This is a genomic window from Rhodococcus sp. ACS1, assembly GCF_002300155.1.
Taxonomy (GTDB): domain Bacteria; phylum Actinomycetota; class Actinomycetes; order Mycobacteriales; family Mycobacteriaceae; genus Rhodococcus_F; species Rhodococcus_F koreensis.
This window is the reverse complement of the sequence record NZ_NSDZ01000007.1, coordinates 250,255-272,528: the sequence shown is the minus strand read 5'-3', so window position 1 is coordinate 272,528 and position 22,274 is coordinate 250,255. Positions and strand designations below refer to the sequence as shown.

The 22,274-nt window shown below is 67.6% G+C and carries 23 protein-coding genes and 1 pseudogene; 13 read left to right on the top strand and 11 right to left on the bottom strand.

Annotated elements, in window-relative coordinates; genetic code table 11:
• The first annotated feature begins 220 nt into the window (after window positions 1-220).
• Window positions 221-4,150, top strand: coding sequence for a trehalose-phosphatase (gene otsB, locus CJ179_RS32590; protein ID WP_095864167.1), 3,930 nt, complete (start codon window positions 221-223; stop codon window positions 4,148-4,150).
• Between the two features lie 330 nt (window positions 4,151-4,480).
• Here otsB and CJ179_RS53025 read toward each other — a convergent pair whose 3' ends face one another.
• Both CJ179_RS53025 and CJ179_RS32580 read right to left on the bottom strand, forming a co-directional pair.
• Window positions 4,481-4,900 carry a hypothetical protein gene (locus CJ179_RS53025; protein ID WP_257015897.1) on the bottom strand — a complete coding sequence of 140 codons (420 nt, stop codon included), beginning with the start codon at window positions 4,898-4,900 and terminating at the stop codon, window positions 4,481-4,483.
• A gap of 35 nt (window positions 4,901-4,935) precedes the next feature.
• The gene (locus tag CJ179_RS32580) at window positions 4,936-5,400 is read right to left on the bottom strand and encodes a GyrI-like domain-containing protein (RefSeq protein WP_095864166.1); all 465 of its coding nucleotides are present in this window, start codon (window positions 5,398-5,400) and stop codon (window positions 4,936-4,938) included.
• 197 nt (window positions 5,401-5,597) lie between these two features.
• Here CJ179_RS32580 and CJ179_RS32575 point away from each other — a divergent pair, with 197 nt between their 5' ends.
• Window positions 5,598-6,050 carry a nitroreductase/quinone reductase family protein gene (locus CJ179_RS32575; RefSeq protein ID WP_072946245.1) on the top strand — a complete coding sequence of 151 codons (453 nt, stop codon included), beginning with the start codon at window positions 5,598-5,600 and terminating at the stop codon, window positions 6,048-6,050.
• A 6-nt stretch (window positions 6,051-6,056) separates the two neighbouring features.
• On the opposite strand, the gene CJ179_RS32570 is transcribed toward CJ179_RS32575, so the two are convergent.
• Together CJ179_RS32570 and CJ179_RS32565 are read right to left on the bottom strand one after the other, a co-directional pair.
• On the bottom strand, window positions 6,057-6,467 hold the full coding sequence (locus tag CJ179_RS32570; protein ID WP_072946244.1) for a cupredoxin domain-containing protein: 411 nt from the start codon (window positions 6,465-6,467) through the stop codon (window positions 6,057-6,059).
• A gap of 108 nt (window positions 6,468-6,575) precedes the next feature.
• Window positions 6,576-7,286 carry an enoyl-CoA hydratase/isomerase family protein gene (locus CJ179_RS32565; RefSeq protein ID WP_072946243.1) on the bottom strand — a complete coding sequence of 237 codons (711 nt, stop codon included), beginning with the start codon at window positions 7,284-7,286 and terminating at the stop codon, window positions 6,576-6,578.
• A gap of 117 nt (window positions 7,287-7,403) precedes the next feature.
• On the opposite strand from CJ179_RS32565, the gene CJ179_RS32560 reads away from it, so the two are divergent.
• The 3 genes from CJ179_RS32560 (at window position 7,404) to CJ179_RS32550 (ending at window position 10,522) form a co-directional block, all read left to right on the top strand.
• Entirely contained in the window at window positions 7,404-7,853 is a 450-nt protein-coding gene (locus CJ179_RS32560; RefSeq protein ID WP_095864346.1) for a DUF6292 family protein, read from the top strand.
• Window positions 7,850-9,016, top strand: coding sequence for an AI-2E family transporter (locus CJ179_RS32555; protein ID WP_095864165.1), 1,167 nt, complete (start codon window positions 7,850-7,852; stop codon window positions 9,014-9,016). The genes CJ179_RS32560 and CJ179_RS32555 overlap by 4 nt, the downstream gene beginning before the upstream one ends.
• A 120-nt stretch (window positions 9,017-9,136) precedes the next feature.
• The gene (locus CJ179_RS32550) at window positions 9,137-10,522 is read left to right on the top strand and encodes a wax ester/triacylglycerol synthase family O-acyltransferase (RefSeq protein WP_095864164.1); all 1,386 of its coding nucleotides are present in this window, start codon (window positions 9,137-9,139) and stop codon (window positions 10,520-10,522) included.
• A 3-nt stretch (window positions 10,523-10,525) separates the two neighbouring features.
• Here the strand turns inward: CJ179_RS32550 and CJ179_RS32545 are convergent, their stop codons facing one another.
• Window positions 10,526-11,596 (bottom strand): iron-containing redox enzyme family protein, encoded by a 1,071-nt coding sequence (locus CJ179_RS32545; RefSeq protein ID WP_095864163.1) that lies wholly within the window; start codon window positions 11,594-11,596, stop codon window positions 10,526-10,528.
• On the opposite strand from CJ179_RS32545, the gene CJ179_RS32540 reads away from it, so the two are divergent.
• From CJ179_RS32540 to CJ179_RS32530, 3 genes are all read left to right on the top strand, one after another.
• Window positions 11,597-11,815 carry a CDGSH iron-sulfur domain-containing protein gene (locus tag CJ179_RS32540; RefSeq protein ID WP_072946239.1) on the top strand — a complete coding sequence of 73 codons (219 nt, stop codon included), beginning with the start codon at window positions 11,597-11,599 and terminating at the stop codon, window positions 11,813-11,815. It begins immediately after the preceding gene.
• Between the two features lie 214 nt (window positions 11,816-12,029).
• Complete coding sequence (locus CJ179_RS32535) at window positions 12,030-12,485, top strand: STAS domain-containing protein (protein WP_072946238.1); 456 nt, start codon at window positions 12,030-12,032, stop codon at window positions 12,483-12,485.
• Complete coding sequence (locus tag CJ179_RS32530) at window positions 12,482-13,924, top strand: trehalose-6-phosphate synthase (RefSeq protein ID WP_095864162.1); 1,443 nt, start codon at window positions 12,482-12,484, stop codon at window positions 13,922-13,924. The genes CJ179_RS32535 and CJ179_RS32530 overlap by 4 nt, the downstream gene beginning before the upstream one ends.
• Window positions 13,925-13,941: 17 nt before the next feature.
• On the opposite strand, the gene CJ179_RS32525 is transcribed toward CJ179_RS32530, so the two are convergent.
• The 4 genes from CJ179_RS32525 to CJ179_RS32510 all read right to left on the bottom strand — a co-directional run bounded on the left by CJ179_RS32525 (window position 13,942) and on the right by CJ179_RS32510 (window position 16,510).
• Window positions 13,942-14,712 (bottom strand): GAF and ANTAR domain-containing protein, encoded by a 771-nt coding sequence (locus CJ179_RS32525; RefSeq protein WP_072946236.1) that lies wholly within the window; start codon window positions 14,710-14,712, stop codon window positions 13,942-13,944.
• A 177-nt stretch (window positions 14,713-14,889) separates the two neighbouring features.
• On the bottom strand, window positions 14,890-15,687 hold the full coding sequence (locus CJ179_RS32520; RefSeq protein ID WP_072946235.1) for a SigB/SigF/SigG family RNA polymerase sigma factor: 798 nt from the start codon (window positions 15,685-15,687) through the stop codon (window positions 14,890-14,892).
• Entirely contained in the window at window positions 15,687-16,118 is a 432-nt protein-coding gene (locus CJ179_RS32515; RefSeq protein ID WP_072946234.1) for an ATP-binding protein, read from the bottom strand. The genes CJ179_RS32520 and CJ179_RS32515 overlap by 1 nt, the downstream gene beginning before the upstream one ends.
• A gap of 146 nt (window positions 16,119-16,264) precedes the next feature.
• Window positions 16,265-16,510, bottom strand: a complete 246-nt coding sequence (locus tag CJ179_RS32510; RefSeq protein ID WP_072946233.1) for a cold shock domain-containing protein — start codon at window positions 16,508-16,510, stop codon at window positions 16,265-16,267.
• A gap of 481 nt (window positions 16,511-16,991) precedes the next feature.
• Here CJ179_RS32510 and CJ179_RS32505 point away from each other — a divergent pair, with 481 nt between their 5' ends.
• From CJ179_RS32505 to CJ179_RS32490, 5 genes are all read left to right on the top strand, one after another.
• A complete protein-coding gene (locus CJ179_RS32505) occupies window positions 16,992-17,531 on the top strand; it encodes a Dps family protein (RefSeq protein ID WP_095864161.1) in 540 nt (179 codons plus the stop codon).
• A gap of 38 nt (window positions 17,532-17,569) precedes the next feature.
• The gene (locus CJ179_RS32500) at window positions 17,570-17,806 is read left to right on the top strand and encodes a hypothetical protein (protein WP_005570747.1); all 237 of its coding nucleotides are present in this window, start codon (window positions 17,570-17,572) and stop codon (window positions 17,804-17,806) included.
• A gap of 100 nt (window positions 17,807-17,906) precedes the next feature.
• Complete coding sequence (locus CJ179_RS32495) at window positions 17,907-18,170, top strand: GlsB/YeaQ/YmgE family stress response membrane protein (RefSeq protein ID WP_095864160.1); 264 nt, start codon at window positions 17,907-17,909, stop codon at window positions 18,168-18,170.
• A gap of 204 nt (window positions 18,171-18,374) precedes the next feature.
• Window positions 18,375-18,518, top strand: a complete 144-nt coding sequence (locus tag CJ179_RS51525) for a hypothetical protein (protein ID WP_179377704.1) — start codon at window positions 18,375-18,377, stop codon at window positions 18,516-18,518.
• Window positions 18,519-18,554: 36 nt separating this feature from the next.
• Window positions 18,555-19,136, top strand: a complete 582-nt coding sequence (locus CJ179_RS32490; RefSeq protein ID WP_072946229.1) for a DinB family protein — start codon at window positions 18,555-18,557, stop codon at window positions 19,134-19,136.
• A gap of 6 nt (window positions 19,137-19,142) precedes the next feature.
• Here the strand turns inward: CJ179_RS32490 and CJ179_RS32485 are convergent, their stop codons facing one another.
• Window positions 19,143-20,861: a cutinase family protein gene (locus tag CJ179_RS32485; RefSeq protein ID WP_072946228.1), complete on the bottom strand. Its 1,719-nt coding sequence runs from the start codon at window positions 20,859-20,861 to the stop codon at window positions 19,143-19,145.
• A 114-nt stretch (window positions 20,862-20,975) separates the two neighbouring features.
• Window positions 20,976-22,240, bottom strand: a pseudogene (locus tag CJ179_RS53020) (HNH endonuclease).
• Between the last annotated feature and the right edge of the window lie 34 nt (window positions 22,241-22,274).

The window sequence follows — 22,274 nt, the reverse complement described above, 5'->3', positions numbered from 1 at the left end:
TCACGGATCACCACTCCGGGTCTCGGTTGCCGGTCGGCGTGTTCGAGGACTGTGGACCCTAGTGCAAGGAGACGATGGTGGGGTCGAATCGAGGGGTACTGTCCGCACGATGTGGAAAGCGCCGTGACCGGTGTCCCGTTCTTCCCACGTGACCCCCGTTCGACGGTCGCTGTGCCCAACGCTGGTGTCAATGGAAAACAGGCGAACATGCTCGCGTGCGATGGAGGCTGAGACCGTGACCCGGCCGCTGATCGATCTGCGTCACCACGGCGCAGTCATCTTCGATCTCGACGTGGTCGTCGACACCGAGGCGGCGAGAACCGCAGCATGCGCTGACGTTCTCGACGCCTTCCTGTCCCGGCGCGCAGGCGAGGGCGGTGTGGACCGCGGTCCGTTCCGCGACCGCGACTACCACCGGTTCTTCGAGGGGCGGACGACAGCGGCGGGAATCACCGACTTCTTGACATCCCGGGGCGTATCCCTTTCGCGGGGGGTGCGCGGCGCGGCGGCGGATGAACATACCGTTGCAGGACTGTGCGCACGCGTAAGACAACACTTCCGGGCGCGCATCGCGCGTGACGGTGTGCCGTGCGTCGAATCGACTGTGGCTCTGGTGCGCCGGTTGCGGGGTCTCGGGGTCGGGACTGCGGTGTTCTCGGCGGGTGGCGATGTGAAGGACGTGCTCGCTGCCGTGGGAATCGATGACCTGTTTCCGATCGGGGTCGACGAGGCCGCTCCGCGGAACGCCGCGGCCCAGCTCGGTGCACCGCTCGCGAGTGCGGTGGTGGTCACCGCCTGCGAGGACTCTGTAGCGGACGCGAGCCGAGCCGGGTTCGCTCTGGTGGTCGCCGTCGGCCGGTCGGAACGGACCGATGTGTTGCGAAGTCGGGGCGCCGACGTGGTGGTCGGGAACCCGTCCGAGGTCGAACTCCGCGCGTGCGATCGCCGGCTCTCCGAGATTCCCGACGCGATGACCTCCCGTCACGAGCTCACCGCGCTCCTGCGTGTGCGCAGGCCGGCGATCTTTCTCGATTTCGACGGCACACTGGCGGACATCGTGCCCGATCCGGCCGCCGCTGCCCTCGTCGACGGAGCGGCAGCCGCACTGTCCCGATTGGCCGCCGAATGTCCCGTCGCCGTGATCAGCGGCCGTGACCTCGCGGATGTCCGGGAACGGGTCGGCATGTCCGGGATCTGGTACGCGGGCAGCCACGGCTTCGAACTCGCCGGGCCCGCGGGCCAGAGGTACGAGAATCCCGGCGCGCTCGCCGCCGTTCCTGTCCTCGACCGGGTGGCCCCGGTCCTGGTGGAGCGTCTGCAGCACATTCCGGGTGTGCTCGTCGAACGCAAGCGGTTCACCGTCGCGGTTCACTACCGGAACGTGCCGGCCGAGCACGTCGACGAGGTCGCGGCGGCGGTGTACGACGTCGGAGGCGGGGAAGTGGCGCTCCGGGTCACCGGTGGACGGAAGGTGATCGAACTGCGCCCCGACGTCGAGTGGGACAAGGGCCGGGCATTGCAATGGATACTCGAGCACGTCGTCGATGCTGGGTCGGCGCTGCCGATCTACATCGGCGACGACCTGACGGATGAGGACGCTTTCGACGCGGTGTCGGCCGAGGGGGTGGGCATTGTGGTCCGGAGCCGGGAGGCCGCAGATCGGCGATCCGCGGCGCAGTTCGCGGTGAACGCCCCGACACAGGTTCGGGAACTGCTCGAGCGACTGGCGGATCTGCTCGACCGAGACCCCGCGGACGCATCGCGGGCCGGGGGATGGATCCTCTTCTTCGACGGCTACTCCCCCGCGACCGAAAAACTTCGCGAGGCTGTCTGCACGGTGGGTAACGGATTCTTCGCCACGCGCGGCTGTGCACCCGAAGCTCCCGCCGGACCGGGCCACTATCCGGGCACCTACGTCGCGGGCGTCTACAACCGTTTGAGTGAGGAGCATTCGGGCACGGCCCTGGTGAACGAAAGCCTGGTGAATGTGCCGAACTGGCTGACGACGACGTTCCGCATCGACGGCGGACCGTGGTTCGATCTCGAAGCGGTCGAATTGCTCGACTACCGCCAGTATCTCGACCTCCGCCGGTCGGTGCTCACCCGCAGGTTGCGGTACCGCGATCGGGACGGGCGGACGACCTCGGTCGTCCAACGCCGTTTCGTCGCAATGCATCTCCCCCACGTCTGTGCGCTCCAGACGACGATCGTGGCCGAAGACTGGTCCGGCACGGTCGAATTCCGTTCGGCTCTAGACGGTTCGGTGCGGAACACCCTCGTCGACAGGTATCGAGACCTCGCCAGCGACCACCTCGAACGAGTACACGCCGCCGAGCTGCCGCCCGATGCGGTCCTACTGACCATGCAGACGAACCGCTCCCGCATCCCGGTGGCGATGGCGGCACGGACCACGGTGTGGTTCGACGGTAAGCCCTGCAACAGCCACGACCGGTTCTTCGACCGCGACGGAAGAACCGGACACGACATCACCGTCGACATCGCGACGGGGCGCCCAGTCACGATCGAGAAGACGGTGACCCTGTTCACCGGGCGCGATCACGCGATCTCCGACCCCGGCGACGAAGCTACCCGCTGGCTGCCTGGGTTGGGCAGATTCGACGAACTGCTCGACGGTCACGTGCTGGCGTGGGAGCACCTGTGGGACCGGGTGGGAATCGACCTCGCCGGCCACGAAGACGCATCGCGGATCGTGCGGTTCCACCTACTGCACCTGCTGCAGACGGTTTCCCGGAACACCGCAGACCTGGGCGTGGGTGTCCCGGCTCGTGGTTTGCACGGCGAGGCGTACCGGGGCCACATTTTCTGGGACGAACTCTTCGTCTTCCCCGTCTTGAATCTGCGAGTTCCCGCACTGACCCGGTCGCTGCTGCACTACCGGTACCGTCGCCTCCCCGAGGCCCGCCGCGCGGCGAGCGCCGCCGGGTACCGGGGTGCGATGTTCCCGTGGCAGTCGGGCAGCGACGGGCGTGAGGAAAGCCAGCAACTGCACCTCAATCCACGATCCGGGCGCTGGCTGCCCGACCCCAGCTGGCGCCAACACCACATCGGCATCGCGATCGCGTACAACGTGTGGCAGTACTACCAGGTCACCGGTGACCTGGAGTTCCTCGGGGATTTCGGCGCCGAGATGCTGGTGGAGATCGCCCGATTCTTCGCCAGCCTCGCATCGTACGATCGAGCGCGGTCCCGGTACATCATCCGCGGCGTCGTCGGACCGGACGAATTCCATTCCGGCTATCCCGACGCACCCTACGACGGTGTCGACAACAACGCATACACCAATGTCATGGCGGTGTGGGTGATTCTGCGCGCCATCGAAGCACTCGATGCCGTTCCGGCCCCGAACCGGGCAGACCTCGTCGACAGCCTCCACCTGGACTCGCAGGAGATTGCCCGGTGGTCGGACATCAGCCGCCGCATGTTCGTTCCCTTCCACGATCAGGTGATCAGCCAATTCGAGGGCTACGGCGATCTGACCGAACTCGACTGGGACCGCTACCGCGAGCGGTACGGCGACATCCAGCGGCTCGACCGCATACTCGAGGCCGAGGGCGACGACGTCAACCGGTACCGGGCCTCCAAGCAGGCCGATGTGCTGATGTTGTTCTACCTCCTCTCCGCCGACGAACTGCGGGATCTGTTCGGGCTCCTGAAGTATCGATTCGAACCGGACGCCATCCCGCGGACCATCGACTACTACCTCGCCCGAACCTCGCACGGCTCGACCTTGAGCGCGGTCGTGCACTCGTGGGTACTGGCCCGCGCCAACCGCGACAAGGCGATGGACTACTTCGAGAGGGTGCTCGCCTCCGATATCGCGGACATCCAGGGCGGTACGACCGCGGAGGGCATTCACCTGGCTGCCATGGCAGGCAGCATCGATCTACTTCAGCGGTGTTTCACCGGCCTCGAAACACGCGGCGATCGACTGGTTCTCGGCCCACAGTGGCCGGAGACGATGGGCGCGCTGGTGTTTCCGATCTCGTACCGTGGACACCAGCTGTGGTTGGAGGTCAGAGGGAGGCAGGTCGAGGTCAGCGCCGGCGCCGGAAACCAGCGACCGATCGAGATCATGTGCCGTGACCGGGTCGTCGAACTGCGGCCGGGCTGCACCGTCAGCCTGGGCTAGCCGGGTGGTGCGCCGATCATCTCCAGCCACTCGACGGCCCCGGCGGTGTGGGCGGAGTGGAGGTTCGTGCCTCATTCGACCTCGATCACGCGGGCGTGAAGTGCTCGCCGCCGTGTTGGGTCATCGCGATCGACTTCCCGTTCGGACCAGTCGCCACCAGGGCCCGCAGGTGGGGCCGGTGCTCGCGTCGGGTGCGGCGGAGTCTGCGAGGACCTCGTCGCGTCGTGTTCCGGGCAGCACGCGGTATCGGATCGAAGCGCGGTGGCTCACCAGGGCCAGGGGCCACCACAGCGCGCTCACGTAGTCGTCGGCGGCCCGGGCGCCGTCCCACTAATAGAAACCCCGGTATCTCTCGTCTTCGTCTGCCGTCAGCCACAGCTTGGAGACGAAGCCGGGGAATCCGGCGAACAGGGGGGTGTTGAGCACGCTTTCCGCCCGGAAGAGGGCGTGGCCACGGCCGTGGACTCCGCGCAGCCGGAAGGACACGACGAGGACTACCGGGTCGGCGAGAGGGGCACCGTCCGCAACGGTTTCCCGGTAGACGGTGCCGGTGGTGCCGTCGGCGAAGGTCATCCGCCGGCCCTTGTTTCGGGTTGGTTGGTGAAGGCGGCGGCGCGCGATCAGGTATGCCGTTCGTGCGGCGCAGCGGGCGAGTCGCGGGGCGGCCACCCTCAGCGGCAATGGTCGAGGTTCGGTATCGGCCGCGGCGCTCGGGGTGAGTGAATGCGGTGCAGGTTCGCGGGTTGTCATCGTTCGTCCTCGTCGGATGGTCTGTGCGGCGGCGGTCAGCGCTCGTTGCGGTCGCAGCAGGGGAAGAACACTTCCGTGTGGCGTGCCGCAGTCCGGGGACCGTCGAGGTAGCACTCCCAGGGGTCACCGGAGACGGCGTAGCCGTGGGCGGAGATCCAGTGCGCGGCCGCGCCGTAGGCGGCGCACACTCCTCGGTAGTCGCCCACGTGGACTGTCGTGGCGACGGTGCCGCCCTGCAGTGCCGTCGGTTCGACCTGTCCGCGGGCGGTGATGCGGCCACTGAGGGGGAATCCGGCTTCGATATCGCACTGTCCGTCCGCAGACTCGCGGTACCGCGCGAACGGGGCCCCGGAGATGCGCCGTCCCTGTTTGTCGGCGACCGCGACCACCTCACCGAATGCGGGCCCGAGAAAGTCGCCGAGGCGGTCCCAGTCGACATGGCCCCGGACCACGGCCGCCGGGGTTGCGTCGACTTCGACCAGTTCGACTTCGTAGCCCATGGTTCCACCATCTCGCTGCTTCGTCGGCGCGGGCAGGGCCGAAGGTCCCCCGTCGCCGGTCCTTGGGCATCGAATCCTGTGTGACCGCCTCCTCGCCCGTGCCCGGGCTGCTCGACACGCCTGGGCCGAGGTGCCTGGCTGGGAACATGTGCCCGAGGTGGTTGCCACGGCAGCGGCGGGTTCGGAATAGTCGAGGCATGGTGCGCCGGACCGGGAGAGTGCTGCCGCCGTGGTATCTCGCCCACGTCAACAGGGTGATCGTCGGCCTGCACCGGCTGGGGGTGCCGATGCCGATGCCGGCGCTCACCGTCCCGGGCCGGACGACGGGGGTGCCGCGGTCGACGCCGGTCTCGCCGTACGAGGTGGACGGCCACACCTACGTCGTCGCCGGGTACGCCGAATCGGATTGGGCGAAGAACGCCCGGGCGGCCGGGCGCGGGGAACTGACCCGCGGGCGCCACCGCGAGCGTGTTCGCCTGGTCGCGTTGCCGGTATCGGAGCGGGCCCGGATCCTTCGCGAGTTCCCGATCCGGGTGCCGCACGGGGTCACCATGTTCCTGAAGGCAGGGACGGTCGCGAACTCCTCTCCGGAGGCGTTCGCGGCCGCCGCCGACCGGTGCGAGGTGTTCCGCATCGAGCCGCTGGACTGACGGGGGTCACCGAACTTCGAGCGTCCCCACCATGTTCGGGTGGTAGGTGCAGTGGAAGGCGAAAGTGCCCGGCTGCCCGGGCACCGTGAACGTCGCGGTTGCACCCGGTTCGACCTCCACGTCGAACAGGTCGCCGGTGTCTGCGGTCACGGTGTGTTCGGCGGTGTCGTCGTTGCGGACGGTGACCTGCTCTCCCGGCGCGAACGTGCCGGGCAGCGTGTACTTGAAGTCGCTGATCACGATCTCCCGTGCACCCGCAGGCATGGACATCGGCATCGACGGCATGTCGGTCATCATGTGGTCCCCGCCGTGCTCCGATTCGGAGGAAGCGGACGAGTCGTCGCTGCCGTTTCCGCACGCGACCAGCGCGAAGGCGGCCAGTAGGATCGACAGGACAAGTGTCAGTACGCGTTTCATGGTGGTCGCCTCCGGGGTGCCGGTGGGAACGGATGCCCGACGCCCCGTTCCTCGCGGGAGTAGTACCCGTTTTCCCGGAAGACACCCCTCGAAGTGCGTGGTGACTCGTCAGCCGCCGTTCAACGCCTCCTGCGTCTCGAGGTTCACGACCGGGGTGCGGAGCGAGGCGACGGCGCCGGAGTAGAGGGAGGACTTGATTTCACCGAGCGTGCGCCCGCGCGTCGCGACGAGTCCCTGCGCGTGTGCGACGGCGTCGGCGAGCACCTGCTGTTCGGAGGCGACCTCGTCGACGAATCCGAGTTCCTTCGCCGCGATGCCGCCGTACCGCTGTCCGGTCACCAGGGCGGTGTGCACCGCCCGCGCGGGCAGGCGGGCTGCGAGCAGCGCGATGCTGCCGGGTGCGTAGCTCGCCCCGATGGTGATCCCCGGCAGGCAGAAGTAGCCGCGATCCTCCCGCATCACCCGGTGATCGTGGGCGGCCGCGAGGATGGCGCCGCCGCCGAAGGTGTGTCCGGTCAGCGCGGCCACGGTGGGCAGTGGAAAGGTGAGAATCCGCGCGAACAGGGCCTGCACACGGTCGATGTAGGAGTTCAGCTTGTCGGTGTTGGCGAGGACCCAGGCGGTGTCGAGACCGGTGGAGTAGAACTTTCCGACCGCGGTCGTCACCAGCGCGGCGGGGCCGTCGTGCTGCTCGACCCGATCGAGGAGACCGTCGACACTCGCGATCCAGTCCGGGTGGAAGGCGTTCTCGCTGTCCCGTTCCCCTTCCTCCCCGAAGTACAGGACGAACACATCACCCGAGCGTTCCAAGTACGGCATGCGGCGAGGCTACCCGCAGACCGGCGCGCTGCGCCCCTCGAGCACCCACCGGTGGGTGAAGTTTCAACTGTTGCGGGGCCGGGTATGTCGATCGTCAAACAGCTGAGGCGGTGGACGATGAAGAGCGGAACAGGCATTGCCGACACCCGCACCGTTCGGGACTACATCCACACGGTGGCCAGGAGCGTTCACGCCGATTCCATCGACTGGTGGGACTGCGACGGATTCGACGCCGTCCTCGTGCTGCCGTTCCGGTTGCACTATCTCCCCGGTCGCAACGCGGTGCTCGCGTGGAACCGGACCTTCGGCTGGTCACTCGGCGTCGAAGGACTGGGCCGCCGCAGTGTCATCGTGATCGACGGCCTCGGCCTCGGCCGGATGCCGTCGCCCGCCGTGTGCGCGGAACGTGCGGTGGAGTTGATCGACGACTACTGCCGCTCCACACCGGCACTGCCGGGCGCGCACGGTCCCGGCCCCGCCGTACCGGCTGCCGCGGATCGCTGTCCCCGCATCGGCAACGCCGCCGCCGGTGGCGGACGGCGGGACAGAGTCGTCAAACGACCGTGACCGGTGGCGGCGGGGGCCACGACGACAACGTGGCCCAACCGCATTCCTCCGCGCAGGAGCAGCCGATCGTCGCCGCGGAGCAGGGCGCGGCGCGGATCAGCACGGCGGCGCATCCGCTGGGCAAACCCGGCCCGCGGTTCGACCGCCGGTCTCCGTTCTTCATCGGCATGGCCGGGGCCGCCGGTGTCGCCGTCACGTACGCGCTGATCGAGGTCGTTCTCGCCGCCCGCGGGGTGCTGGTGCTCATCGCCGTCGCCGCCTTCCTGGCGATCGGTCTCGAACCGGCCGTGTCCTGGCTGGTGCGGCACGGATTTCCCCGATGGGCAGCCGTCACAACGGTTTTCGTCGTCGCGTTCGCGATACTGGCCGGTTTCCTCGCCGCGGCGATCCCGCCGATGGTGACGCAGGGCGGCGCTCTCGTCCACAACGCCCCCGACTACCTGGGCCACCTCGAGCAGCGTTACCCGGTGTTGGAGGAACTGAGCACCCGCTTCCATCTGCAGGACGAACTGCGCCGGGCGCTCGATGCGGGCAATGTGCCGGTGGTGCTCGGCGGGATCGTCGGCGCGGGCAGGTTCGTGTTCAGCGCCATCAGCGGCATGATGATCGTGGTCGTACTCACCGCGTACTTCCTCGCCGACTTCGGGCACATCCGGGCCTCCCTGTACCGCCTGGCCCCGAACTCGCGGCGACCGCGCACGATTCTGATCGGTGACGAAATCTTCGCGAAGGTCGGCGGCTACGTGCTCGGCAACCTCCTGATCTCGCTGATCACCGCCGTCCTCACGTTCGTGTGGCTGGTCGCCTTCGACGTCCCCTACCCGCTGTTGCTGGCCGTCCTCGTCGCCGTGCTGGATCTGATTCCTGTGGTCGGTTCCACCCTCGCCGGTGTCGTGGTGGCCCTGGTCGCCCTGACCGTGTCGCTGCCGGTGTCGCTGGCGACCATCGTCTTCTTCATCGCCCTCCGCCTGTTCGAGGACTATCTCCTCGTTCCCCGCATCATCGGCAGAACCGTCAAGGTGCCCCCGATGGTCACCGTCGTCGCCGTCCTCATCGGCGGGGCACTGCTGGGCATCGTCGGGGCGCTGCTCGCGATTCCCGTCGCCGCCGCCGTCCTGCTCCTCGCCCGCGAGACGGTGTTTCCGCAGCTCGATCGGGGTTGAGCAGGCGCGGCACGAAAACGGCCCTGTGGAAGAAGTTTCCATGTTCTGCTTACCCTGGAGACGTGGGATGCGCCGGGGCATGCTCGGGGTCGTGTCCCGAGCATGAGAAAGAGGCGCTGCATGTCGGTGATGAGTCCCACCGAGGCGATGTTCGTGCTGTTCGAAACACCCTCGCACCCCATGCACATGGGTGCGCTCGAACTGTTCGAACCGCCGCGCGAATCGGGACCAGATCACGCCCGGGTCATGTACGAGGCGCTGATCTCGCAGGAGGGTGCGTCCGACACGTTCCGCCGGCGCGCCGTCCGCCCCCTGCGGGGCGCCAGTTACCCGTGGTGGTCGTTCGACGACCGCATCGACCTCGGCTACCACGTGCGGCACACGGCGGTGCCGGGGCGGGGCCGCATGGAGGACCTGCTGTCGCTGGTGTCCCAGATGCACGGCATGCCGCTCGATCCGCAACACCCGATGTGGGAGATCCACGTCATCGAGGGGCTCGCGGACGGACGGACGGCCGTGTTCTCGAAGATCCACCTGTCGCTGATGGACGGACCGGCGGGGCTGCGGCTCCTCCACCACGCCCTGTCGACAGACCCCGACGCCCGCGACTGCCCCGCACCGTGGACACCCGGGGTGTCCGGCACGTCGCGGCGCGAATCCGCGCTGCCCGTCGCCGCGGTCCGGGCCGGGGTGCGGGCCGCCACCAGCATCGTCGGGGTGCTGCCCGCGCTCGCGAAAGTCGCGTACGACGGTGTCCGCGACCAGCATCTGACGCTTCCCCTGCAGTCACCGCCCACGATGCTCAACGTCCCCGTCGGCCGGGCCCGGAAACTCGCGGCCCGGTCGTGGCCGATCCGGCGTCTGGTGTCGGTGGCCGCCGCCGCCCGCACCACGATCAACGCGGTGGTGCTCGCGATGTGCTCGGGGGCGCTGCGTCACTATCTCGTCGAGCAGTACGCACTGCCCGAAGCGCCGTTGACTGCGATGCTGCCGGTCCCGCTCGACCTCGGCGGCACCATGATCGGACCACGCGGCCGCGACCACGGGGTCGGCGCGATGGTCGTCGGGCTGGCCACCGACGAAGCGGACCCGGCCGCCCGCCTCGCCCGCATCAGCGAGTCGGTCGAGCACACCAATCGTGTGTTCGGGGCGCTGAGCCACACCCAGTTCCAGGTGATGAGCGCACTGGCGATCAGCCCGATCCTGCTCGAACCGGTCCGCCGGTTCGTCGACGACACTCCCCCGCCGTTCAACGTCATGATCTCCTACATGCCGGGCCCGTCGCGGCCGCGGTACTGGAACGGCGCCCGCCTGGACGCGGTGTACCCGGCGCCGACGGTCCTTGGGGGTCAGGCGCTGAGCATCACCCTCACCAGCCGGTCCGGTCAGCTCGACGTCGGGGTGGTCGGTGATCGGCACGCCGTCCCGCACCTCCAGCGGATCATCACGCACCTGGAGACGTCGCTGACCGATCTGGAGAACGCGGTCGCCGCGTCCGGCACCTGACCGCTACCCGGCCGGTTGCCGCAGGGACGTGCGATTGCGTTCCCAGCACCGGGTGACGTGGTCGCCGACCAGGTCGTCGAACGCGAGACACGCCGCGGCCCCCAGCAGGACGTCGTCGGCCGCCGCGGGCCGGGCGGCGACCAACCCGCCGGCGAGGTCCCGGCACACGATCTGTTCGTGCACGGAGTCGGCCTCCACGTGCTCGTCGAAGAACCGGGTGGCCGCCGTCCCGAACCCGAGCCGGCGCAGTCCCGCGGCGTACTTCTTGCTCGGCAACGCGGACGTGGTCTCCACCGCGCACAGGTGCCCCACCAGGGCGCCGAGACGACTGCGGTGGAGGCCGAACAGGGACAGCGCGTTCAGCGACGCCAGCGTCACGGCGGGCACCGCGTCGACGTAGTGCGCGTACGCGTCGGACAGTCCGAGTTCGCGCATCGTCGTCGCGAACAACGCCGAGTGCATGCGGTCGGGTCTGCCGCCGCCGTATTCGTCGGACTGCACCTCCACCAGCGCCGCCTTCGGTGCGCCCGCGAGCCGCGGAATGCCGAGCGTGTGCACGTCCGCCTCGCGCAGCTGGTTGAGGGAGCGGTGGATCAGCAGTTCCCGGAACTGGGTGAGATCCGCGTCATGGGCCATATACCCGGACAGTCCCGGCGCGGTGCTGGGTGCGGTCATCTCCCACAACGCCGCCACCACGTCGTCGACGCCCGTCGGCGGACCCGCGAGCACGCCGATAGCGGCGTCGAACGGCACCTCCAGCGCCGACCGGGCGGCGATCAGGTCGCTGTCCCACTCCCACCGGTCGTCGACCCCGGCGATCCCCTGCAGGTGCAGTTCGTACAGGGCAGTCAGGCAGATCTGCGCGTCCTCGTCGAACAGGAACGCACGCGGGTCGCTCCGTTCCGCCGCGGCGAGAGCGCGCGCCGCCACCACGAACGGCTCGGCGTCGGCGGCGTCTCCGCGCAGAATGGGGAACAGGAGGCCGCTGACGGGACCGCGCGGCGCCGGACAGGGCATGGACGTTCCCGGTTGCGGCACCGTGCCCGACGCCGACCGAGAGTGCAAGGTGGTCATATGAACTCCATTCCCACATCCGGGGCCGGCGAATCCGACGTGACCATCACCGTCTGCCCCGACGGCCCGCTCCTGGTGCGTGGTGCGGCGCGGATCCTCGACACCGAAGGTAACCCGATCGGCGGCGATCGGGCCACCGTGGCGCTGTGCCGGTGCGGGCGGACGAGCATCGCCCCGTTCTGCGACAGTTCGCACAAGAAGCGTCGGCGCCGCACATAGAGCCGCCGCTGCCTGGCGAGAAACGCTGTGGCGCGGTCGAAAACAGAAACGGCGGAGTGCGGCGGCAATCCGATGCCGAAAAGCCTCCTGCCACCGTCGGCGGAATGAGGTAACGTCGGAGACCTGCACGGTTGAGCCCCCAGCCGCAACGGACGGGCACGGTTCCCGCGCCTCCCTGCCTGTCTCCTTCGTCGCTCGACCGTGAGGAAACAACATGAAATCCGTTCTCAGTGCGCCTCCGACACCCGACGACCCCGCCGCGAATACGCCGCTGTTCAGCTGGGCGGCCGAGCCGGAACACGGGCGGCTCGCCGTTGACAGCGCACCGGGCGCCGGCGGGATCCTGGTCGTCCGGATCTCCGGCGACATCGACGTCACCACCCTCCCATCGTTCGGGAGTCATCTCGAGGAAGCGATCGACGATCGGTTGCCGTTCGTGCTCGATCTCTCCGACGTCCAGTTTCTGTGTGCGTCGGCGCTGCCGATTCTGGAGATCATGTCCGCCCGCGCGCACCGGCTCACCGTGCCGTGGGCGGTCACCGGGAACAACGCTCTCCGCAGGCCGTTGACAGCGATGAACATGGCGGCGGTCATCCCGTTCTGCGCCGAGCTCGAGGACGCGTTCCGGCTGGTTGCCGGTGGAATGCAGCGGGGTGGGCGCTCGGCGTGACCGATTCCGCTCCGCACGGCACATCCGACTTCGTGGTGGTCGCCAACCGGCTGCCCGTGGACATGGAGACACTCGACGACGGAACGACACGCTGGAAGCGCAGCCCCGGAGGTCTCGTCACCGCCCTCGAGCCGATCCTGCTCGACCGGGAGCGCGGTTCCTGGGTGGGCTGGCCGGGGGTGCCCGACACGAAGGTCGAACCGATCGTCTCCGGTGGGATCGATCTGTACCCGGTGGAGTTGAGTTCGGACGAGGTGTCGCAGTACTACGAGGGCTTCTCGAACGCGACGCTGTGGCCGCTGTACCACGACGTGCTGGTGGCCCCGGTCTTCGACCGGGATTGGTGGCACACCTACCTGGAGGTGAATCGCCACTTCGCCGAGGAGACCGCGCGCACCGCGGCCGAGGGCGCCACCGTGTGGGTGCAGGACTATCAACTCCAGCTGGTGCCGCGCCTGCTCCGGGAGATGCGCCCCGATCTGACCATCGGATTCTTTCTGCACATCCCGTTCCCGCCGGTCGAGCTGTTCATGCAGCTGCCGTGGCGGAAAGAGATCATGGAGGGGCTTCTCGGGGCCGACCTCATCGGCTTCCATCTGCCCGGGGGCGCCCACAACTTCCTGTTCCTCGCCCGCAGGCTACTCGGACTCGACGCCACCGCGGCAGGCGTCGGCGTGCGCGGCGCGCTCGGCCGGGTGACGCTCGATGACCGTGTCGTCCAGGTCGGTGCGTTCCCCATCTCCGTCGACTCCCGGCAACTCGTCGAACAGGCCGCCGACCCTGCCGTCGTCGAACGGGCCGCGGAGATCCGCCGGGAGCTCGGAAACCCGCGGAAGATCCTCCTCGGCGTCGACCGGCTCGACTACACGAAGGGCATCGACCTGCGGTTGTCGGCGCTCGGCGAACTGCTCGACGAGGGTCGCCTCGACCCCTCCGACACCGTGATGGTGCAGCTCGCCACCCCGAGCCGTGAACGCGTCGACCACTACATGAAGATGCGCAGTTCCATCGAGGAGCAGGTCAGCCACATCAACGGCGATCACGGGCAGATCGGCCGTCCGGTGGTGCACTACCTCTACCAGCCGGTCGATCGCAGCGAGCTGATCGCGCTGTTCCTCGCCGCGGACATCATGCTCGTCACCCCGATGCGCGACGGAATGAATCTCGTGGCGAAGGAATACGTCGCCTGCCGGGCCGACCTGGGCGGTGCGCTGGTGCTCAGCGAATTCGCGGGTGCCGCCGCCGAACTCCGGGGCGCCTACCTGGTGAACCCGCACGACCTCGACGTCATGAAGAACACGATCGTGGCCGCACTCGGCCAGGAGCGGGAGCAAGGACGGCGCCGCATGTCGCGGCTGCACCGGCAGGTGCTCGATCACGACGTGCACCGGTGGGCGCAGTCCTTCCTCGGTGCCGTGGCCCCGGTCACCACCGACTGATCACCGTCACACAGGCCTCACTCCGGATTCGTCGTCACCGATTCGACGATGCGGCGCGCCACCTCCGCCAACTTCACGTGCTCCTGCTGCGACTGCGCGACGAGAATCTCGAACGCCTGGTCCGCGGACACACCCCGCAGCGCCATCACGATCCCCTTGGCCTGCTCGATGACGGCGCGGCTCTTCATGGCCCGCGTGAGGCCCGTCACCTCGTTCCTGGCCAACTCCACGCTGCGCGCGCTCCTGAGCAACCCCTCGATCGCCGTGGTGTAGACGAGGAGCACCACGGCGTCGAGTTCACTGAACCCGTGATCGCCCTGCCCGTAGATGTTGAGGGTCCCGGCGAGGGCCTCGTCGACGGCGAGCGGCGCGGACAGGAAACTGCGCATGCCGGCCTGGTCGAGGTTGTCGGCGAGGGACGGCCACCGCGTCGCGGCCTCCCCGAGTCTCGCCTTGACGACCTTCCGTGTGCCCGCGACACCGAAGTAGTCGCCATCGATGGCCTGGAAGTTCTCGATGTCGATCTGCCGGACCGCCTGGTCCGTGAAGGCGACGGTCTCCACGTGTCCGTCGCGCAGCAACGAAATTCCGGCCATGTCGGCGCCGGCGATCGCGTCCACCACCTGCTCGCAGACCCGTTGCAGCAGCAGGCCCATCTCCACCTGTGAGCCGGAGTTCCGATTGAACTCGTCCAACACGGTTGCCAACGAGCCCAATTGGGCGGCGATCGTCGCCCCGTCGAGATCAGGGGACATCGACTCAGGGCGCTCACCCGCAGTCTCGGCCATTCTCGGATACACCTCGGATTCCGGGTGTAACCGACAGGACACCCACTGAACGAACGCAGCAGTTGTCTCTACCGTCGAGAAGACTTTACTCGACCCGGGAACCGACTTCGTCCACCGATCCCGTCGCCGGGCGCGGCCGGTTCACCGGAAGCGGTCGAACGAGCCGATACGGTCCGCTCAGCCGCCGCCCAACTGCTCCCGCAGCGCGGACAGGGTGCGTGCCAGGATCCGCGAGACCTGCATCTGTGAGACGCCCACGCGCTGGGCGATTTCCGTCTGGGTCATCGATCCGAAGAAGCGCAACATCAGTACTCGCCGTTCGAGCGGCGGAAGTTTCTCCAGCGCCGGCCGCACCGAGGCGTGACTCTCCACGTTCGCGAGCTCCGGGTCCTCTTCGCCGAGTGTCTCGGCGAGGGGAAGGTCGTCGGGGTCATCTCCCATGGCCGCATCCATCGACAAGGTTTGGTAGGCGTTCTTCGCGAGCAGGCCCTCGGACACTTCCCGGACGTCGAGTTCGAGTTCGGCGGCGATCTCACTGGCCGACGGTGACCGCCCCAGTTCCTGCGACAGCTCGTCGACGGCCTTGGCAATCAACGCGTGGAGTTCCTGCATGCGCCGGGGCACCCGCATCGACCACCCGGTGTCGCGGAAGTACCGGCGAACCTCACCCATGATCGTGGGCACCGCGTAGGACACGAAGTCGAAGCCGCGGTCCGGATCGAAGCGGTCGACCGCCTTCACCAGCCCGAGCCGGGCGACCTGCAGCAGGTCCTCGTGCGCCTCGCCGCGACCGCCGAACCGGCGGGCGATGTGATCGGCCAGCGGAAGGCACCGTGTGATGATCTCGTCGCGCAGCGCGGACGCCTCCCCCGACGACTCCTCCAGGGTTCGCAGACGCGCCACCGCGGGCGCCACGTCCTTGTAGTCGTCTCTGCCGGGACGGTGCCGTTCGCTGCGTTCCGAAACCGGTGACACTAGATGGTGCCCCGGTATTTGACCAGTTCCACCGCCACGGTCCGCTCGACAGACCCGTTACCGACGGGTCCCTCCGACACCGACACCGCATTCATCAACGTCTCGAGCACGTGCCAACCGAAACTCTCCCGGTTGGGCACCCCGCGTCGAGCGAGGGGTGCACTGATCGTCACGTGCAACCCGGTTTCCGTCACCGCGAAGGAGCACGTCAGTTCGGCACCTCCCGGCGTCGCCGCGATCAGTTCCGAACACACCTCGTCCACGGCGAGTTTGATATCGGCGACGTCGTCGAGCGTGAAGTCACCCAGAACGGCGAGCGTTTCCGCCACGGCGCGCACCACGGGCAATTGTTCGAACTCCGCCGCCACACGAAGTTCCACGGGCACACCGGATCTCGTTTTCATTCGTCTAACCTCGTCGACCTCGGCCATCTGCACTCCACGTCTGTGTCGTCGGTTTCTGCGACTCTCGGCAGCGTACCCAGCTGCCGCGGCCCTCAACCCGCCGGCGAACGAAAGTGCGAACGTGTCCCGAATGTGTCCTGACGTGTGGTTCGACGAACCCGATTCGGTGGGTCTCAGGCGATCCGGACGTCGCGTGCCTGGTTGCCGGTGTCGGTGCGGCAGACGGTGAAGCTGACGCGCTGCCCGTCCACGAGGATGCGGTGACCGTCTCCAGCGATTTCGGAGACGTGGACGAAGACGTCGTCGGATCCGTCGGCCGGGGCGAGGAACCCGAAACCCTGTTCGGCGTTGAACCATCGCACCGTGCCGGTCTGCAGGTCCGTCGACGGGCGGGCAGGCAGTGTGTCGCCGGCGCTCATCGTGCCGCCCTCCGATCGGCCAGGCCGCGGAGCGCGGCGCCGCCCCCCAGGCTCGCAACGAGTAGAACCACAAGCAGAGCCACGTTGAGCATTGCTCCTCCTCGGCATGCGCACTTTCGACCCCCTGGCCGAATCAACCCGAAAATAGTGGGTCTCTTTCGAGTACGGGGCGGTTCGGCCGAGCGTTTGCACAATCGAGATCTGGCGGACACAACACATCCACGTCGGACGCCACAGAAGATCTGATTTGCTAGACATAGATTTTGTAGTACGGTCGAAGCGTCGGAACTTCAGCGATCGAGTCGAGAACGCGTGGCGACACGAACAGAAGTCGCCGGCGAGGTCAGGGCCCGTGATTCGAGACCTTCCGTCACGGGTACGCGGTGAGTTCGCCAGGCGCCGCCCCGACACGCAGGCGACCGAACGGGGCATCCACCCCGGGGTTCCGCAGGCAGTCAGTAAGCGAAAGAGAGGACCGAGAATGTCGAAGTTCACCGTGCCAGGTCTTTCCGACGATCAGGGAGCGCAAGTCGCCGGCATCCTGCAGAAGCGGCTCAGCGCGTACAACGATCTTCATCTGACGCTCAAGCACATTCACTGGAATGTGGTGGGTCCGAACTTCATCGGCGTGCACGAGATGATCGACCCGCAGGTGGAATTGGTGCGCGGCTACGCAGACGCGGTCGCCGAGCGCATCGCCGCCCTGGGGAAGTCGCCCGACGGCACACCGGCCGCCATCACCCGCGACCGCACGTGGGACGACTACTCGGTGCACCGCGACACGGCGCAGGCGCACCTCGGTGCCCTCGACCTCGTGTACAACGGCGTCGTCGAAGACAACCGCAAGGCGATCGCCGAAACGGGCGAACTCGACCCGATCACCGAGGACCTCCTCATCGGCCAGACCGGCGAACTCGAGAAGTTCCAGTGGTTCGTGCGCGCCCACCTCGAGAACTCCGGCGGCAGCCTCTCCACCAACGGCGCGCACTCCGAGAAGCAGGCCGCCTCGCAAGCGCGGTGAGTACGGACCGACCATCCCACTACCGAAAGGTGACGAACATGGCTGAGAACAACAGCGGACCGGCAGAGGCCGTCAAGGGCGTCGTCGAAGACGTCAAGGGCAAAGCGAAGGAAGCCGCGGGAGCGGTGTCCGGCCAGGACGACCTCACCCGCGAGGGCAAGGCGCAGCAGGACAAAGCCGCCGCTCAGCGCGAGGCAGCCGCGAAGGAAGCCGAAGCAGAGAAGGCTCGCGGCAAGGCCGAGGCGCAGGAAGCACGTCAGCGCGCCGAACAGTGACACGCTGCGGGCCGGAACCCTACCGGCCCGCAACGGGTGTCTCCTCTCCGAGTGGCACCGGCGACCGCCGGATGACGCTCACCCCTGAAAGGACTGATACGTGCTAGGACTGGGAATTCTGGGCTGGATCATCATCGGCGGTCTCGCCGGGTGGATCGGCAGCAAGATCATGAAGACCGACGCCCAGATGGGGATCATCCTCAACATCGTCGTCGGAGTCGTCGGCGGACTCCTCGGCGGCTTCATCCTCAGCCTCTTCGGCACAGACGTCGAAGGCGGCGGTCTCTGGTTCAGCTTCTTCACCTGCCTCCTCGGCGCGGTAATACTCCTGTTCCTGGTCAAACTCGTGACCGGGCGACGTTAGACGCCCACATTCCAGAACCGGGCCTGCCCATCACACGATGGGCAGGCCCGGTCTCTTCGTCGCCGCCGCTTTGCCGCGCTGGTGGTGTTCTGCGGACTCCGGGGTTTCGCCGCAGTCCTGCAGTCGCGGCATCGGTGAGCCTCGTGTTTTGGTCTCAATGCTTCCGGGTAGGCGAAGCGGGGGCAGCGGAAGGAGAGGGTGATCGTGTCCGAGAGCACGCACGACGAGAAGGACGAGCCGAAAGGCGGGCGCCCGGGCCCAGCCGATCACGGCAAGGACGGCGGCATGGCCACGAGAGAGAACGCGCCCGAGTTGACAGAGGACTCCGCCGTCGCCGAGAACGACTGACCATCTGGCACTGCCGCTGACCGATCAGGAGGGGCATTGACCGATCCGAAGGCAGACCTCCACGACTACCTCCAGGCCGCGCGCGACGCGCTGCTGTGGAAGCTGGACGGATTGTCCGAGTACGACATCCGCCGACCGTTGACCGCAACCGGCACGAACCTGCTGGGGCTGGTCAAACACCTGACCGGCGTCGAGATCGGCTACTTCGGGGAGCCCTTCGGCCGATCCGCAGACTTCCCACCGTGGGTGACCGACGACACCGAAGACAATGTGGACATGTGGGCGATGGCTGACGAGTCACGCGACTATGTCGTCGGCCTGTACCGCCGGGCGTGGGAGTACACGGACGCCACCGTCCGGACGCTGCCGCTCGACGCGCCCGGACGGATACCGCACTGGCCCGAAGACCGCCGCGACGTCACACTGCATTGGATTCTCGTGCACGGGATCGCCGAAACTCACCGGCACGCGGGCCACGCCGACATCGTCCGCGAACTCGTCGACGGAACCGCCGGGCTGAGGGCGGACAACGACAACCTGCCTACAGCAGAGCGCACATGGTGGGAGAACTACAGGTCCCGCGTCGAACGGGCGGCACGGGAAGCCGGCCGAGATTGACGGCTTTCACCCCGCCGCCGGTTGCGCAGTCGTCGTGGTGACGACCGGCGTGGTGGTGGTCACCGACTCCGCTGCGGTGGTCGTCGTGGGTTCCGCCGTGGTCGCCACTGCGGACGATTCCGAGACGGCCTGCGGCACAGACGGCGACGTCGTGGTTACTGCGGCCACCTCCACGGCGGTCGTGGGTTCCGGCGATGCCGTGGAGGCGACCGTCGTAGGTGCCGGTGAGCTGGTGGTCGTCGTGGTTGCACTCACCGTGTTGCCGGCCGGCGCGGACTTCTTCGCGGCGGACGTTGTGGTGGGTGCGACCTGCACCGCTTCTGCGTCCTTCGTCGAGGCGGCCGCGAGTTTCGCTGTCGACTGCTGCGGCGCAGCCGTGCGCGCCTCGCCCTTCTCCGCTTCCTGCGCAAGGTGCGTCAGCCAGGCCGCTGCGTACTGGGCAGACGTCAGCGGTTTCCCATTTCCGGCGTTCGCGTCACGCCAGTAGTCGAAGTGGTGGCCGGTCCCCTCCCCCAGCGTCTGCTGGTACGGATCACTCATCGCCACCTGGATCGTGTTCTGGTTGTCCGCGATGAACCCGATGATTTCGTTCCGCACCTTCGCGGGCAGGTAGACGAGGTCGACCGCCTGGTTGGACGAGATCGGACCGGCCGGCGTGTCGGACTGCGCCGCAACGGGATCGGCGGGCTTGTAGGCCGGATCCGACACCTTGACCAACACGTCGAGGAACGTCTCGTCGGACTGCATCCAATTGTCCTGCGACTGGATGTCCGCGAACGCGGCGAGAGCGATCTGCCCGATCACCACCGCGAGATCCTGTCCCGTCGCCGGGGTCAGCCCCTCCTTCTGCAACGCGTCGACATTCAACTGGCGTCCCACGTTGATCGCGAGTTGCAGCAGCGCAATGTTCTCGGGAGCGGAGCAGGTCAGATCGCCTTCCGAGCAGAACGATGCCACCTTGCCGTCCAACGCCCCGAAACTGCCGGACGTCCCGGGCAGAGCACCTCGCCCGGGTGTGCCGGTCTGACCTGACTGGTAGGCGAGATCGAAGCCGTCGGGATTACGGAATTCGTTCTCGGCGCCCGGAAATGCTCCTTCGCCGAGATTGCGGCCGGCATCCGCCAGGATGACGACGCCGACAACGGAAGTGGGATCGAGAATTTCGTACGAGCCGTCCTGGCCGTCCTGGTTCCCGACTTCCATCGCAACGCGTCTCGCGACGTCGGCGCCTTCGCTGTAGCCGACGATCGAGAACTTCGTGTCGGGGCACGACGCGTGAATGGAACGCATGACGGTTTCGGTGTTGTCGACGCCGGCGTTCACGGCGTCCTCATAGGAGTTCATGTTCGCCGGGTACTCGATGTACACCGCGGCGTACGAGCCTCCGCCGACGGATTGCTGCGGCGCGTTCACCACCTCATCGATCCAGGGACTGGTGTAGTTGCTGGAGTAGGACGCGGGAAGCGGAGTGCCGTCCGGTGCCACGAGCATCTGGTGGGTCCCCGGCCTCGGACTGTCGCCACGGCCGGCCACGGCGATGCTGACCATGTCGTAGCACGCATTCGAGGCCGCTGCGGTCAATGCTGTCGCCGTCGTGGCGGGTGACCCTGGGTTCGACCATGGTGTCGCGAGCAGTGCCGCCAGTCCCAGTGCACCAGGGGCGACCAGACTGCCTGCGATCCTCCGTCGATGCGCGACCTTGCGTGCTGAAACGCGACGTTTCATGGTCTACCCCATCCGTTCGTGGCGCGTGCCGAACACCCGAATAGGTGTCAACGCGTTAACAGACAAGTCGCGCAACGCCGCAGCGGTGTTACACGGTGCGCCGGCAGAGTCGCTTCATGACGCTCGCAGATGCGCGATGAGGATCGCCTCGATCTCCGACCGTCGCGCCGCGGACGGGAGGCGTGGGGCCGCGGACCGGTAGTGGTGCCCCGTCGGGGTGCCGAGGTCGAAGAGATGCGTTCGGCCATGCCTCCGGCCGGGGCGCGCGGTCCAGCCGTCGCCCTCCTTCGCGTAATTGCACGCCGCGCACAACCCGGCCCCATTATCTGCCGTGGTGCGCCCTTCTTGCGGCGCGAGAGAATGTGATCATGATGGCGGATCGGCGCATCACACCACGGCGTCCGGCACGTCCGGCCCCGCAGATCGATCAACTTCGCAAGACCCTTCGGAAACGAACGCGACTGCGCTTCCATCGCCGTCAACGACCCCGACAACGGACACGAGTACACGTTTCGTAGGGTCACCGCGGTATCGCTATCAAGGGCGTCGGCGACCAGTTGCCGGGCGATTGCAGCCGGCACCGGCCCGAACCCCGCCAGATCCGCCGCCTCACTCTCACCCGCCAATAGGGCCTCGTCGGATATCACCAAGTTCACCGCCACCGGCACCCCCGATGCCACCGATGCCCCGGTGCCGCGGTCGAACAACAGATCCGCCATCACCTGATTCCGGGTGCGGCCACCGCTGTCCCCGGTCGCGATGAGGCTGTCGGCGTCGCGACCCAATGTGGCGTGTAGGCAGACGGCCTGTTCCATCGGCATCAGCACACTCAGATACGCCATCGAATCCGGCGCCGGCCGCGTCGAGTTCCACCGCGAGCGCCTTCGCCTTCGCGACCAGGCCGCGGTCCCCGACCCCGTCGAGAATGTTCGGGTCCGAACACAACCGGTGGTCGACGATCTTCCGGTCCGCCGCCGACAGACCGGCTGTTTCCCCCACCAGGAGGGTGGCACGCCACTCGTTCAACCGACCGGACCGCAACAACACCAACGTGTGCGGCATCTCGTGCACCACCGCCCGAGCGAACCCCAGATGCCGGCCGCCGCGGTTCGGGGACTCCCTGCGCGCCAACGCGATCTGTGAGGCGATACCGCGGTCCCACTCCGCCGCGGCAACCCCCGAACATTGCGGTCCTCCCGCATGCAGGTGGCGGCATCATCGGCGACCACCGCCTGCACCGCGCACCCGACCGACTTCAGCGCCTCCACCGCGTCGAGCCACTCGATCCCCAACCCCGCCTCACCACACGGCCCGACGCACCGTAACCGTGCCGTGAATGCCCGCAACTCCTCCAGATCCGGTGCCACCACGTCCCCCACGACCAGCCTCCCCCGAGGTTATTCGAATATACGT